Genomic DNA, 14888 nt, shown 5'->3' on the forward strand with positions numbered 1-14888 from the left:
AGTCGTTTGGGAAAATAATAAATCCTTCTGACCTTGTCACTGTCATATATTTTTCTGAAATTATAGAGTAGCTGTAATGGGTAAGGGTGAATTCAATTTTATCAAAAAATAAGTAATTATGGAAAGCTAGTTGGTTATTTATGGACCAAAATGGAGGAATAGGTATGCAACGGCATTCTGGGGAAGAAATTCTAAGGATGTTTACAGAAATGGCTCCGTATATTAATCAAATCATGGCCGAGGATATAGGTGTTTCGGTAATTAAAGACCGCGTCTATACTGCCTATGTGCCGGGGCGGTTTTTTGACCTGGGAATAAAGCCTGGGGAGGCTGCTAAAGGACAAATCAGCGAAGAGTGCATGAGGACTGGAACTCAAGTAACCAGTATGATTTCTCGTGATAATTCGGTATTTGGAATACCCTACCTGGCATGCGGCTTTCCAGTGAAGGAAGGAGATCAGGTCATTGGCTGTATCGTAACGACCCAGACGATAACCAACCAGGAAAAAATCAATACAATAGCCAGTGAATTAGCTGCTTCTTCTGAGGAGTTCACCGCCGGAATGGAAGAACTAGCGGCAGGGGCACGTGAGTTATCAGTAACTAGCAGTCAGTTGGAAGAATTAAGTAAAGATTTGGCTAACACTATCCGACAAACTGACGAAATTGTAAATTTCATTAAAAAGATCTCAAACCAAACGAACCTCCTTGGGCTTAACGCTGCGATTGAAGCTGCCAGGGTAGGCGAGGCCGGCAGGGGCTTTAGCGTAGTGGCAGAAGAAGTGCGCAAATTAGCAGCGGAAAGTTCAGATTCAGTTAAGGGTATCTATATTGCGCTAAAAAAAACTCAGGACTCTATAGCTGCGATGAATGAAAAGGTGATGCGAATAGATGAGACAGTATACGCCCAGGAAAGGTCAATCAATGAGATGGCAAAGGCGAGTCAAGGGCTTGCAGTTATGGCAGGGGATCTATCGTCTATTTCTGAGACTATGTTGTATAGTAATGACACACTAAAACTTCAGTACGAAGGAGGAAGAAAAAATGGTTGACGAATCAATAAAACAAAAAATGGCTGAGTACACCGGCAAGGTGGAAAAGGCATTAGCAAAATTCCCAGAACGCAAAAATCTCCCTCACAACAGGCTCTACACCCCGCTTGATATTGAGGGTACTGATTATGAAAGAGATATTGGTTTTCCGGGACAATATCCGTTCACTCGCGGTGTGCAGCCGACTATGTACCGTGGCCGTTTCTGGACTATGCGTATGTATGCCGGTTTTTCAACTGCTGAAGAGTCCAATAAGCGTTACCGCTACCTGCTAGAGTCGGGTGGCACAGGTTTGTCCTGCGCTTTCGACTTGCCGACCCAGATCGGTTATGATTCAGATGATCCCATTTCTGAGGGCGAAGTAGGTAAAGTAGGCGTGGCAATCGACTCTTTAGCTGATATGGAAATCCTGTTTGACGGCATTGACCTGGGAAAAGTATCAACTTCCATGACCATCAATGCTCCGGCTTCCGTACTTTTGGCCATGTACATTGCGGTTGCCGAGAAGCAAGGCGTAAGCCCTGACAAGCTTAACGGCACCATCCAAAATGATATTCTTAAAGAATATGCTGCGCGTGGTACTTATATATTCCCGCCTAAGCCTTCCATGCGGCTTATTACTAATATCTTCGAATATTGCTCGAAAAATGTTCCTAACTGGAATACTATTTCGATCTCCGGCTACCATATCCGTGAAGCCGGCTCGACCGCTACTCAGGAGATCGCCTTTACCATCGCCGACGGTATTGCTTATGTAGATGCTGCAATTAAAGCCGGCCTTAACGTCGACGATTTTGCGGGACGTTTGTCCTTCTTCTGGAACGCCCATAATAATGTGCTTGAAGAAGTTGCCAAGTTCCGTGCTTCCCGCCGCATATGGGCTAAAGTGATGAAAGAGCGTTTTGGTGCTACCAACCCCAAGTCCTGGATGCTGCGCGTACATACTCAGACTGCCGGTTCCATGCTTACCGCCCAGCAGCCTGACAACAATATTATTCGCGTTGCTCTCCAGACGGCGGCGGCAGTACTTGGCGGTACCCAGTCACTCCACACCAACTCCAAAGACGAGGCGTTGGCGCTGCCAACCGAAGATTCGGTACGTATCGCGCTCCGCACCCAGCAAATCGTGGCTTACGAAAGCGGTTTGGCTGATGTTGTTGACCCGCTGGCCGGTTCCTACTATATTGAAGCCCTTACCAATCAAATCGAAAAAGAAGCTTGGGAATACATCAAGAAAATTGACGACATGGGCGGTGCTGTTGTGGCCATCGAAAAAGGCTATATTCAGCGCGAAATTCAAGAAAGCGCCTACAAATGGCAGATGGAAGTGGAAAACAAACAACGCATTATTGTTGGTGTCAACCAGTTTCAAATTGAAGAAAAACCGGTCGAAGGTCTGCTGCGCGTCGACGCGTCTGTCGGCGAACTGCAAAAGAAAAAGCTGGCTGAACTGCGTGCCCGCCGCGATAACGCAGCTGTTAAAGATAAACTTGCTGCGCTTGAAGCCGGTTGTAAAGATGAGAGCGTCAATCTTATGCCGCTTATTCTTGATGCCGTTAAGGCCTATGCAACTCTTGGAGAAATTTGTGGCGTAATGCGTAAAGTATTCGGTGAATACGAAGCACATGTAAGCTTATAAGCTTAAGTAGGAGGGACAACGATGGAAAAACGTATTAGAGTATTGGTAGCAAAGCCTGGCCTGGACGGTCATGACCGCGGCGCCAAAGTCGTAGCCCGCGCTCTCCGTGACGCCGGTTTTGAAGTAATTTATACCGGTCTCCGGCAGACTCCGGAGCAAATTGTTGAAGCAGCTCTGCAAGAAGACGTAAATGTAGTGGCTATGAGCCTGTTATCCGGCGCTCATAACCACCTCTTCCCCCGTGTTGTCGACTTGTGTAAGCAAAAAGGCTTAAATGATGTGCTGATTATCGGCGGCGGTGTTATTCCTGATGCTGACATTCCTGGCCTCAAAGCCGCCGGTGTTGCCGAAGTATTTACTCCTGGCACCCCGACCAGCAGCATTATTGAATTTATCAAAACTAACGTAAAATAATATTTTTAAATAATATTTTGCAGCTTTACGTTAATTGCGTAACTGTGCAGGTGATATTGATGAATATTGTTGAAGAGGTGCTGGCAGGGTCCAAACGGGCCTTGGCCCGCGCCATCACCGCTGTGGAAAACGAATATGACGAAGCCGTCGAGATCATGCAAAAACTCTATCCCCACACCGGTAAAGCGCACGTTATCGGTATTACCGGACCTCCCGGCGCCGGTAAAAGCACACTTACCGATAAGCTGGCTAAAGAATACCGCCGTCAAGGAAAGACCATCGGGATTATTGCCGTTGACCCGACCAGCCCTTTTTCCGGTGGGGCTATTTTAGGCGACCGTATCCGGATGAATGAACTTACGCTCGATGAAGGTGTTTTCATCCGGAGTATGGGTACAAGGGGAAGCTTAGGCGGCTTATCGCGTAAAACGGCTGACGCCGTTAAAATACTGGATGCTGCCGGCAAAGACGTTATCTTCATTGAGACAGTGGGGGTTGGCCAGTCTGAAGTGGATGTGGTCAAAGCTGCTGACACCACCATGGTGGTACTGGTTCCTGGCCTTGGCGATGACATTCAGGCTATTAAAGCGGGTATTTTAGAAATTGCCGACATATTTGCCATCAACAAAGCTGACAGGGATGGCGTCGACCGCCTTAACACCGAAATAGAGATGATGCTTGATTTAAATCAGAGTCAGGTTGACTGGCGGCCGCTGGTAAAACGGACGGTGGCCAGCAAAGGTGATGGCATCTCTGAACTTATTGCTGCTATCGATGAACATTTTCAACACTTGAAACAGTCCGGACAATTGGCTGTACGTCGTACTGAACGCACTAAAAACGAATTACTTGCGCTTCTTGATGAACAAATTGGCCGGTATGTGCTCAAACATATTACAACTGGTGGAAATTTTGACTCTTTAGTACTGTCAATTGAAAGACGGGAACAAGACCCGTACACTGTTGTTGCCGGGCTATTACGTCAAGTATTGCGTTAATATTATCTAATATTTCTTAATTCTAGTATTTGAGAAGCAGAGAAATTATATGTAACTACTAGGAGGTATGTTATGAATACAAAATTCAAAGTTTTGAGAGTTGACCACATCGGCATTGCAGTTAAAGATTTGGAACAGGCTAAGAAATTCTATACCGATGTGCTTGGTATGACTGCGATGGGAGAAGAAATTGTCGAGCAGCAAAAAGTGAAAGTATGCTTTATTCCCTGCGGCGACAGTGAAGTTGAACTATTAGAATCGACTTCGCCCGACGGCCCGGTAGCCAAGTTTATTGAAAAGAACGGCGAAGGCATTCAACACGTTGCGCTCAGAGTGGACAACATCGAGGCTGCGCTTGCTGATCTTAAAGAACAAGGTGTTCGTTTCATTGATGAATCGCCGCGCTATGGCGCGGGCGGCGCCAGCATTGCTTTCGTTCATCCGAAAGCTACCGGCGGCATCCTACTCGAACTTTCTGAAAGAAAGTAATGTCCAAGTAATGGAGGGGTTTTTCTAAATGGCTACAATCCAAGAAAAAATTGAGGACCTTAAAAAACGCCAGGAGAAAGTAATTCTAGGCGGCGGACAAAAACGTATTGAAAAGCAGCATGCCAGCGGGAAGCTCACTGCCCGTGAGCGTGTGGAAAAACTGTTAGATCCCGGAACCTTTGTTGAGCTTGACCAATTCGTCCGTCACCGTTGCACCAATTTCGGCATGGAGAAAGAAGAAGCTCCGGGCGAAGGCGTAGTAACCGGGTACGGTACTGTTGATGGCCGTCTGGTATATGTATTTGCCCAGGACTTTACCGTGATTGGCGGTTCGCTGGGTGAAATGCATGCTGCTAAAATTGTTAAAGTACAAAAGCTGGCTCTTAAGATGGGCGCTCCTTTAATTGGTATTAACGACTCAGGCGGTGCGCGTATCCAAGAGGCTGTTGACGCTTTATCGGGGTACGGCAAAATTTTCTATGAGAACACCCTGGCTTCAGGCGTAATTCCGCAAATATCGGTAATTATGGGGCCGTGCGCGGGTGGCGCGGTATATTCGCCGGCACTCACCGATTTTATTTATATGGTCAAAAACACCAGTCAGATGTTTATTACCGGTCCGCAAGTTATCAAATCGGTAACCGCCGAAGAAGTCACTGCCGAGCAATTAGGCGGCGCCATGACCCATAACTCGACCTCAGGCGTGGCTCATTTTGCAACCGAAAATGATGACGATTGCATGCAGCAAGTGCGTTATCTGTTAAGCTTCCTGCCGAGCAACAACTTGGATGATGCTCCTATTGTGAATACAGGCGACGACGCCAATCGTATGGATGAAAGCTTGAATACGCTGTTGCCGGACAACCCCAACCAGCCGTACAACATGAAAGATGTTATTAAGTCTATCGTTGACAACGGCGAATTTTATGAAGTGCATGCCCACTATGCTCAAAATATCATCACTTGCTTTGCCCGTTTTGATGGACAACCGGTTGGTATTATTGCCAACCAGCCTAATTTTATGGCCGGTTGCTTGGACATCAATGCTTCTGACAAATCTTCGCGGTTTATCCGCTTCTGCGATGCTTTCAACCTGCCGTTGGTCAACCTTGTAGACGTTCCTGGCTTCTTGCCTGGTACTGACCAGGAGTACGGCGGTATTATTCGGCATGGTGCTAAAATGCTATACGCTTATTCGGAAGCTACTGTCCCAAAAGTCACTGTTATTACCCGTAAGGCTTACGGCGGTTCATACCTGGCCATGTGCTCCCAAGACTTGGGTGCCGATCAGGTTCTGGCCTGGCCGTCTGCTGAAATTGCTGTTATGGGTCCGGCTGGCGCCGCCAACATTATTTTCCGTGGCGACCCTGAAGCCGAAGCCAAAACTGTCAAATATGTTGAGGATTTTGCCACCCCGTATAAAGCGGCAGAACGCGGTTTCGTTGACCAGGTTATTGAACCTAAAGAGACCCGGCCGCGGGTAATTACCGCGCTCAACATGCTGGCCACTAAGTGCGAGCAGCGTCCAGCCAAAAAGCACGGCAATATTCCGCTGTAATTTGCTGACATGAAAGGGGAAAATGATAATTGTGAAAGAGACACAGGGGATTACGCCGGAAATAATTGCGGCCATCAGCGCCAGTATTGGTATTATGCTTGGAGATACCGGTACAGAATTTGTGACAACGGCTACAGCCGGCAATCACGTCAAAAGTAACTGTCTTGCTATACGTATTAAACGCACGAATAACTTCTGGATGATCGCTGGTCGGCAAAAACTTATGAACAATCGTCTATAAAAATAGTCAGATTGAAAAGCGGAGGACGAAAAGAATGAGAAAATTTAAGGTTAATGTCAACGGTATTTTATACAATGTTGAGGCACAAGAAGAAAGATTGATCGTTGCTGCTGCTCCAATTGCTCAGGCTGCTACTCCAACCGCCTTAGCTTCTGCTCCAGCTCAGACTATTACTCCGGTGGAATTTGTTGCCGGCGATAGTCCAGTCAAGGCTCCGATGCCTGGCAAGATTACCAAAATTATCGCTCAAGAGGGCGATATAGTAAACAAAGGCGATGTTCTCATGTTGCTTGAAGCGATGAAGATGCAGAATGAAATTGGCGCTCCGGCTGGCGGCACTGTTAAGTTCATCAACGTAACTAATGGTCAAAGTGTTAAACCTGGCGAAGTGATAGCCGTTATCAGTCAACTGTAATAAGTTTGTACGTTATTAAGGATGAGACCGGAGAAGTCGAATGGGCAGCAGTCAGTGTGGAAAAGTCTCCTGAGGAAAAAAATAAAATAAAAAAAATATAGACTAAAACATATAATGAGTTTAGCGATACTTAAAGGCTAGCACCGGAAGTGCCTATACGATTTCCAAAGCATTAATGATCATACCGAAGATTATCCGGTATGAGTCATTGATGCTTTATTTTGTCTGTTCAGAATACTTGGCAGTTTTCTGAAAAGGACTGTTTGAGCGGTTGTGTTGTTGAAAAGACGGCTCTAGGAATCCGTTGTAGAACCAGGTTACATGTTTCTCAATAAAGCTACATCTATTTTTAAAATTTCAAAGTTTACTCATAATGACTGCAGGTGGCGTATTATTAGGTAACCATATCCTACTCCTCTTGCCTCTTCTTTAGGCTAACGCTGCCTGTAAACTTAAAAATGCAGACACGTCTCCCTTGACAAGCGCAAATAGGCGTTTCAAGTTTACGCCTGCGCTGGTAAATGCCAAATGTATTAGTGTTTTATCCCTTCCGATGTACCGGGATTTACGCATACCCCGGCGTACTACATGGGCAACTTTTCTTTCCACTTTTGCCCGTGTCCGATAGAATGCTTTGAATTCCGGTGTGCTCGTTAGCACGGCTATCTTCCACTAAGTATTGGTAGAATCAATTATTTGCAGACTGCCGTCTTTGATAATACCGGCATCTTTAGCCAGATGGAGAAAACGCTCGAAGACAAATTTCTGTTTTTGATTGAGCAAAAGGCGAGTGCGAAACCGGCTGATGGAAGTATGGTCAAATCCGGTTTCCTGAAGAGGCAACCGTAAAGCTACTTTCCAGCGCAGATCATATTTTGCCCGTTCTTCCGCTTCTCGATCGGTTACATTATCGTGATACATCAACAGTAGCACTTTAGATAACAACGCGGAGGAAACGGAGGGGCGACCGGTGGAACTGAACAATTCCACAAAGTCAGCATCCTGGATTAGTCGCACACCCCATTGTGCCAGCAAGCCGTAAATACTGTCCGATTGTACAATAGGTTTATCGAACCATATTTCTATATCCATAAAGCTGGTTTGTGGATTTTGTTTACCTAACACGCTACTCACCTCACTAGACTAATTCGAGGTAAATGCACGTATTTCTTGGTTTTATCGGCTTTTCTCGACTAAAAGCTGATTCTTTGACGGTAATTTATTTATGAGTTTTGCAACAGACTCCTAGGGCAACAAGCTTCGACTTCGAAATAAGTGAAGATCTATATCGAATATTTCAAATTTACCTGACATTATTTCAATGTTATATTGTAATTGGACGGGATTTCAGCAATCGCTACCATACTGGCCGGGACCGGCCTCAGGGCTGGTAGCGATTTTTTTATTGTATCTTTTCTCCTTGAGGCAATAGAGTAATTCGATTTTATCAAGGCGGCGATTTCTTTGGAAATTCGACAGTTAAAGACTTTTATGAATATTGTTAAGTTGGGCAACTTTGTAAAGGCTGCGCAATTTCTTGGGTATACACAATCTACAGTGACAACCCATATACAGTTGCTTGAAAAAGAATTAGACACTATTCTCTTCGAAAGATTTGGACATCAGCTTATGCTTACAACAGATGGCGAACGTCTTTATGAATATGCTGAAAAAATTACTAAGCTGGCTGATGACGCCAAAAACGCACTTTGCCAATCCAAAATCCCCGTTGGGCCATTAGTTATTGGAATGCCTGAATCGTTCTGTGTATATCATTTGCCTGATTTATTGAAAGAGTATAGTTCTCTTTACCCGGATGTGGAATTAAATTTTAAATTTGGCATTTCCAATGAATTTCGAAATTTATTACGTAAAAATATGATAGACATCGCCTTTTTTCTTGAAAAAAATGTCACAGATTCGGATCTGATAGGCAAATTCCTATGGCCGGAGCCAATAGTAATTGTAGTTTCACCGGAACATCCGCTAGCAAAGAAAGAATCCGTGGAAGCCGAGGACTTTCATGATCAAACGCTTGTCCTTGTCGAGTCAGGAAGTAATTACAGAACTGCTTTAGAAAAAGGGTTGGAAAAGGCTGCTGTTTGTTTCAAGATTCTTGAAGTTTGTCAGATTCAAACTATTAAACAACTTGTTAGTAGTAGTTTAGGAATAACTGTACTTCCGCTTGTTGCAGTAAAGAAGGAGCTTGACGCTGGAACACTGGTTGCGTTGCCTTGGCAAGGTCCGGAATTTCAGATAAATACCTATTTGGTCTACCACAAAGAGAAATGGCTTTCTCATGCGATACGGTCATTTATCAAGCTAGTCCAAGAACGGTTAGTTAAATAGAAATACTGGAAAAAGCAGCTAAAACGCCTTGATAATAGTGGAGCTGACAAAACTAAATGAATCGAGTTGAGATAATTGATGAATGATTGCTTAAAGGGAGTTAGAATGCTTGTTGCCAGTGAATATGGCTTGGTAGTTGAATTTGGGACAACCATTTCTCCAGAAATTAATATGCTTGCTCAACGATTAACTAGACTTCTCAATATGAAACGAATCGAAGGAATAATTGAAGTTGTGCCGACATATCGGTCTGTCATGGTTAATTTCGATCCATTGTGTATTACTCGCTCAGATTTATCTGAATTTATATGGCAAATACTCAGCGAAATAAAGGTCCGGGATATTGAACGGCTTCCACCGAGGATTGTTCATGTTCCAGTCTGTTATGGCGGCGTTTTGGGACCTGATTTGGATTTTGTAGCTCGATATACTGGTTTATCAACTCAGGAAGTTATCAAAATTCATACCTCAAAGCCGTACTTGGTTTATATGTTGGGTTTTACTCCCGGGTTTCCTTACTTGGGGGGGTTACCTGATAGAATCGCGGTACCACGTCAGGAAAAGCCACGAGCCAAAATTCCAGAGGGTTCGGTAGGTATCGGCGGCAACCAAACTGGTTTTTATCCTGTAGAAAGTCCGGGAGAATGGCGGTTGATTGGCAGGACTCCTGTAAAAGCCTTCAATCCTAAGAACACCAATCCGTTTCTTTTTTCAGCAGGAGATTATTTACACTTTATAAATATAAATATAGATGAATATTTCCGTATTCGCCGGGAAGTGGAGATGGGTACGTACATACCTGACGTCAGCAGTATGGGGATAGAAGGTGAAGGCTAATGATTACTGTGATTCATCAAGGTCATTTTACAACCATACAAGATGAAGGGCGCTGGGGTTACCAGGCGTATGGTATGCCAAGCGCGGGAGCAATGGACAGGTATTCCTGCCGTGTGGCCAATCTGTTGGTTGGCAACAAGATCAATGCTGCCGTAATTGAGATGACTATGTTTGGAGCATCATTCAAATTTGACGAGGAGCAACTTGTGGCTGTTTGTGGCGCTGATATGCAGGGGAGATTAAATGACGCGCCGATAAGTAACTGGTCATCTTTTCTTGTTCCGAAGCGAGGTGAAATTAAATTCGCTTCTGCAACAACCGGTTACCGGACATATCTGGCTGTTCGAGGAGGAGTGGATGTTCCTGTAGTCTTGGAAAGCCGATCCACTTATACTCGGGCAAGAGTTGGGGGTTATGAAGGTAGGGCTTTGCAGCAGGGGGATGTACTATACGTCGGACAAGATGGCGCGTTCCAAGTACACACGCAAAATTTAGAATCCCAATACATTCCACAGTATGGTGAGCAAATTAATTTAAGAGTCCTCCTCGGGCCGCAAGACAATATGTTTACTCCAGAAGCAATAAGTACCTTTTTCGAAAGCGTATACACCATTACAGATCAATCAGACCGAATAGGCTACCGGCTTAAGGGGCCCAGAATTATGCATACCGGCAAAGCGGATATAGTCTCTGATGCAGTGTGTTTAGGAGCCATTCAAATACCTGCAAATGGCATGCCGGTCATTATGACTGCTGATCATCCGACTACAGATGGATTTGCTAAGCTTGGCTCGGTGATTAGGGCCGATTTGTCAATACTGGCACAGGCTAGGCCAGGAGGTACCATTCGCTTCAGGTGTATTGGCGAGCAAGAAGCAATCGAGGCTTTAAAGCACGAGAAGCAATGCTATATTAGCATCACTAAATTGTGTCAGGATGGATAATAATCAGTACAACAAACAGATGCCGATAGTTATGATAAAGAATCCGATAGGCAATAGAAAAGGTGCAGCAGCTTGGCGGGAAAGTTAAAAGAGCAAACCGGAAAGTAACGTCCAAGGCCCGCGCTAGAGGTTTTTTTTATCCAGACTCTCGGTCCCGCAGTTTTATTTTTGACGTCATAGCTATCGCAAAAAGCCCCGCGTTTCCTGATTCAATTCTATTATGTAGGATTTGGATAAATTAAAAAAGACTGTGATCCATTTTCATCCCAGTCTGTGCCCAAACGGGGATGAAAGTGTTATTTGTATAACTATTAATGAATTTATTTGTTACTGATTTGGCAGCCATCAATAGAATCTAAATGCGCTTGACAATTTTCCAAATACAGGATATACTATTTTTAATATTAATTGAATATTTGGAGTTAGGTGCCCGTATGGGCTTAATAGGGAAGACCGGTTAAATGCCGGCGCGGTCCCGCCACTGTAATGGGGAGTAAACCCAATGAATGCCACTGAGACAAGAGTCTTGGGAAGGCTTGGGTGAGCAATGATCCAGAGCCAGGAGAACTGCCTAACTGACAATCACCGTTTTTTACCTACGAGCGATGGGGAGGGGATTATTACGCAATCTTTCCTTCCCGGCGATTTTTGCCGGGATTTTTATTGGGAAGAATTACTGAAATAGTAGAACCCTCCTTGTCTAGCTTAAGGAGGGTTTTCTTATTTCTTTAGACATTAATATTCCAAATTTACAACTTAATATCGGTTAGGGACTCCAAGGGGTTTATATAAACAGAGTAAAGCCTAGCGGTAAAATGTCAATATGGAAAAACTGAAAAATTGGAAAAAAGATAACGAGAAATTAGAAGTTAGCCTAAAAAAGGGTATACCAAATAAACCTCACCTTAACTACCAAATTATGTAAGAAAGATGAGGTATTTTAAAGGCTGCCAATTAGAAGAAAAAACTAACCTCTCCTCTCAGGCGGTGTGTACAGTTGCTTGGTCTTTAGTAGCATAAAGACCAACCGTACCAGTTTTCGGGCAGTTAAGACGAGAGCACGTTTGTGATGATGCTTGAATGCTTGGGCATATTTTTCGGCGTAAAAAGCAGCATACTCACTGTCATATCGACGAACGAGGTTAGCTGCCTGTATTAGATAATACCTCAGATATTTATTGCCTGTACGAACTCGCTTGGTTTCCTCACTTTCAAACTCTCCCGATTGGTACTGAGACCAAACAAGTCCAGCATACTTAGCAAGAGAATTGTGGTGAGAAAAGCGAGCGATATCGCTAATTTCGGCGATAATACCGGCGGCAAAGACCGGCCCAATCCCTTTCACAGATGATAAGGTTTCGGGAATGGACTTCATGATTTTTTCAATCTCTTTATCCAGTTTGGCAATTTCTTTTTCCATAGTCTGAATAACACTAAGCATAACGGATAATGAGAGATTAACAGGATCAGCCATAGCTTTATCAAGACGATAAGACGAGCGGGCAAGTTTTTGCAAGAAAGAAGCCAATTGCTCCGGATCGTCAAAGCGATTCTTCCCTTTTTCCTTCAAAAAGTCTACTAACTCTGTAATGGACATAGAGACAATCTGTTCAGGTTCAAGTTCTTGCAAAACAGCTAAACAAGTAGAGCCAAACATATTGGAAAAGGGATTATCTTGGCGAAGCCCACTAAATTTCAAAAAGACTTGATTGAGAAAGTAGGTTTTATCGCGGGCGATATTTTGCATAAGGTGAAAGCGGGTTCGGGTCAAACGCTGGAGAGCCTCAAATTGAATAGTAGAAGTCAACTCATGTGGAAGACGGCCAAACCGAAGTTGATCTGCAATCACCCAGGCATCAATGCGGTCGTTCTTAGGAAGAGTATCATAGCCTTTCTTAAAACGAGCCACTTTTCTAGCATTAAGGACAAAGACCTGAGCTTTGGAACCTTGGGTTTGATGGAGGTTAGCTTTAAGGAAATGAGCCAAATGCCAACCAAGATTCGAAGTGGCTTCCATGCCTACACGAATAAGTTCAGATTGAAGTTTTTGAGCCGATTGAAGAATACGTTCAAGTAGAGTTTGAGCGCCTATCAGGTTATTAGGAATGCTAAAAGATTCTAAAGCATCCCCACAATCATTCATGAACTGTACAGAATGAGAGCGGAGGCTAACGTCAATGCCTACCATAAGATTAGCCATAATCCACACCTCCCTTCGGATAAATAATCAAATACTTCTCAGACCTGGGTGCCCATGGGAACCATCTAAAGCAGCCTCGTCATCAGAACTCATGTACAGGAAACAGACAGTGTGGGTGCTACCCCCAGTTTCCAGACTGGTGCAACTAGCGGTTAGATACTCGATGATGGACCACGGGTAGCCGGCTTTCTACAGCAGTATCCAGTGTGGATCCGCAAGGAGGAGAAGAAATCTCCCGAAAAGTACCTGTCGATCCCATTGTCCCATGAGCAAGTCCAAGATTCAAGGTAGGTAATGAGTAAAAAAGGCAGTAAAAAACCAGCCAGCGACAGGGAGCATATACATACTCCGGCTGGCCGGTTTCAATCACTGTTGAATTGTAGCAACTCTGGAATTGGGCCTGTGCCCCGGGCGTATCAAATTGACGCCAAAGTAAGAATTGCTGACTTCAATCAGTGTTCTTATTCAGTTGAAGTTTATTAATCCATTCTGAAAAAGCGATCTTTAACCATAGAAGGAATTAACCACAACCTATAACCGCGCGCATTACAGGCTGAATGTGGATAATATTTCGGGGTAAAAAGAGCTTCTTCAGAATTGGGAACCGGTTCCCCGGAATATGTGTTTCCTTACTGGAAATTACGCTATCCGGTGGATCTAATTCTATTATACGAGGATGTATGTTATGCTGCAGCTTGTAAATTTATCCAACTATACAACAGATAATGATCTTATCTGTAATCAAGCTGACTACCTGCAGAATTTTTTAACCCGTCACAATTTGGACGGGTTTGAGATGATGTTTTGTGCGCCGTGGGATAAACATGTTCATAAACAAGAATGGATTCACGGCGTGCACCTTAGGTTTTGGCCGTGGTGGCTGGATTTTTGGCGTGGTGATCAACAAGAATTGTTACGGCAGTTTGGCAGTGAGGAAAACATCAAAGCATGTTATGGAGGAACAACCCGTGAGGCTTGGCTTGATGCCTACCGGGACAATATCCGTACAGCTAAGCAGGCTGGAGCAAAATATGCTGTATTTCATGTCAGCCATGCCCGTACACCGGAATTATTCAACTGGCAGTTTAGCGTTTCTGACCGCGAAGTGATTGAAGCGACTATTCAGGTCGTCAATGAGCTGGCTGATGAAATACCTGATGATATGACATTGCTGTTTGAAAACCTGTGGTGGCCGGGACTGACTCTCAAGGACAAAGACTTGACGGCTTTATTGCTGGACGGTGTGAAACACCGCAACATAGGTATCATGCTGGATACCGGGCATCTGATGAACACCAATCCGGAACTGCGTGCAGAAGCGGAGGGCGTTGACTATATTTTGGAAACATTGTCACAGTTAGGCCGTTACAGCCGGTATATTAGAGGTATTCATTTGCACTGCTCATTATCGGGAGAGTATGTAAAATATAGCAAAAATAATGTGCGGCGTGATCCTCAATACACTCTCGCGGAGGTCATGACTCATGTGCTCAAGATTGACGAGCATCTGCCGTTCAGCACGCCGGCAGTACAGCGCATTCTTGATTATGTGCAACCGGATTATCTGGTGCATGAGTTTATGAAGAACTCAATGGGTGAATGGGAAGAAAAAATTATCTGTCAACAACAGGCTTTGAATTTCCGGAGACTGGTAAAATGAAACGTCTTTCACTCACCGGTCTGTTGCCCATAATTGTTATTTGGATGCTGCTGCTATCGGGCGGCTGCGGCTGTCCGAACAATCAGTCAGCG

15 protein-coding genes and 1 riboswitch are annotated in these 14888 nt (G+C 44.4%); of the genes, 12 read left to right on the forward strand and 3 right to left on the reverse strand.

Going from position 1 to position 14888, the window contains the following annotated elements:
• The first annotated feature begins 164 nt into the window (after window positions 1-164).
• The 8 genes from SCACP_RS03325 to SCACP_RS03360 all read left to right on the forward strand — a co-directional run bounded on the left by SCACP_RS03325 (window position 165) and on the right by SCACP_RS03360 (window position 6806).
• Window positions 165-1052, forward strand: a complete 888-nt coding sequence (locus SCACP_RS03325; protein WP_425060008.1) for a methyl-accepting chemotaxis protein — start codon at window positions 165-167, stop codon at window positions 1050-1052.
• Window positions 1045-2691 (forward strand): acyl-CoA mutase large subunit family protein, encoded by a 1647-nt coding sequence (locus SCACP_RS03330; protein WP_425060009.1) that lies wholly within the window; start codon window positions 1045-1047, stop codon window positions 2689-2691. Before SCACP_RS03325 ends, SCACP_RS03330 begins: the two co-directional genes overlap by 8 nt.
• Window positions 2692-2712: 21 nt before the next feature.
• Entirely contained in the window at window positions 2713-3105 is a 393-nt protein-coding gene (locus SCACP_RS03335) for a cobalamin B12-binding domain-containing protein (RefSeq protein ID WP_425060010.1), read from the forward strand.
• Between the two features lie 59 nt (window positions 3106-3164).
• Window positions 3165-4103, forward strand: coding sequence for a methylmalonyl Co-A mutase-associated GTPase MeaB (meaB, locus tag SCACP_RS03340; protein ID WP_425060011.1), 939 nt, complete (start codon window positions 3165-3167; stop codon window positions 4101-4103).
• A gap of 72 nt (window positions 4104-4175) precedes the next feature.
• Window positions 4176-4592, forward strand: coding sequence for a methylmalonyl-CoA epimerase (mce, locus tag SCACP_RS03345; protein WP_425060012.1), 417 nt, complete (start codon window positions 4176-4178; stop codon window positions 4590-4592).
• A 28-nt stretch (window positions 4593-4620) separates the two neighbouring features.
• The gene (gene mmdA / locus SCACP_RS03350; RefSeq protein ID WP_425060013.1) at window positions 4621-6150 is read left to right on the forward strand and encodes a methylmalonyl-CoA decarboxylase subunit alpha; all 1530 of its coding nucleotides are present in this window, start codon (window positions 4621-4623) and stop codon (window positions 6148-6150) included.
• A gap of 31 nt (window positions 6151-6181) precedes the next feature.
• Window positions 6182-6391: a hypothetical protein gene (locus SCACP_RS03355; protein ID WP_425060014.1), complete on the forward strand. Its 210-nt coding sequence runs from the start codon at window positions 6182-6184 to the stop codon at window positions 6389-6391.
• Between the two features lie 34 nt (window positions 6392-6425).
• Window positions 6426-6806: a biotin/lipoyl-containing protein gene (locus tag SCACP_RS03360; RefSeq protein WP_425060015.1), complete on the forward strand. Its 381-nt coding sequence runs from the start codon at window positions 6426-6428 to the stop codon at window positions 6804-6806.
• Between the two features lie 429 nt (window positions 6807-7235).
• Here the strand turns inward: SCACP_RS03360 and SCACP_RS03365 are convergent, their stop codons facing one another.
• Together SCACP_RS03365 and SCACP_RS03370 are read right to left on the reverse strand one after the other, a co-directional pair.
• Complete coding sequence (locus tag SCACP_RS03365) at window positions 7236-7466, reverse strand: transposase (RefSeq protein ID WP_425060016.1); 231 nt, start codon at window positions 7464-7466, stop codon at window positions 7236-7238.
• Between the two features lie 12 nt (window positions 7467-7478).
• Window positions 7479-7931: a transposase gene (locus SCACP_RS03370; RefSeq protein WP_425060017.1), complete on the reverse strand. Its 453-nt coding sequence runs from the start codon at window positions 7929-7931 to the stop codon at window positions 7479-7481.
• Between the two features lie 339 nt (window positions 7932-8270).
• Here SCACP_RS03370 and SCACP_RS03375 point away from each other — a divergent pair, with 339 nt between their 5' ends.
• The 3 genes from SCACP_RS03375 to SCACP_RS03385 all read left to right on the forward strand — a co-directional run bounded on the left by SCACP_RS03375 (window position 8271) and on the right by SCACP_RS03385 (window position 10936).
• Window positions 8271-9155, forward strand: coding sequence for a LysR family transcriptional regulator (locus SCACP_RS03375; RefSeq protein WP_425060018.1), 885 nt, complete (start codon window positions 8271-8273; stop codon window positions 9153-9155).
• 105 nt (window positions 9156-9260) lie between these two features.
• Window positions 9261-9992, forward strand: coding sequence for a 5-oxoprolinase subunit PxpB (pxpB, locus tag SCACP_RS03380; protein ID WP_425060019.1), 732 nt, complete (start codon window positions 9261-9263; stop codon window positions 9990-9992).
• Window positions 9992-10936: a biotin-dependent carboxyltransferase family protein gene (locus tag SCACP_RS03385; RefSeq protein ID WP_425060020.1), complete on the forward strand. Its 945-nt coding sequence runs from the start codon at window positions 9992-9994 to the stop codon at window positions 10934-10936. The genes pxpB and SCACP_RS03385 overlap by 1 nt, the downstream gene beginning before the upstream one ends.
• A 407-nt stretch (window positions 10937-11343) precedes the next feature.
• Window positions 11344-11525, forward strand: a riboswitch (cobalamin riboswitch).
• A 378-nt stretch (window positions 11526-11903) separates the two neighbouring features.
• Here SCACP_RS03385 and SCACP_RS03390 read toward each other — a convergent pair.
• Entirely contained in the window at window positions 11904-13136 is a 1233-nt protein-coding gene (locus tag SCACP_RS03390) for an IS110 family transposase (protein WP_425057924.1), read from the reverse strand.
• Between the two features lie 685 nt (window positions 13137-13821).
• Between SCACP_RS03390 and SCACP_RS03395 the strand changes: the two genes are divergently transcribed.
• Window positions 13822-14796, forward strand: coding sequence for a sugar phosphate isomerase/epimerase family protein (locus SCACP_RS03395; RefSeq protein WP_425060021.1), 975 nt, complete (start codon window positions 13822-13824; stop codon window positions 14794-14796).
• The last annotated feature ends 92 nt before the right edge of the window (window positions 14797-14888 follow it).

The sequence above is a fragment of the Sporomusaceae bacterium ACPt genome (assembly GCA_041428575.1).
GTDB classification, from domain to species: domain Bacteria; phylum Bacillota; class Negativicutes; order Sporomusales; family Sporomusaceae; genus Sporomusa_D; species Sporomusa_D carbonis.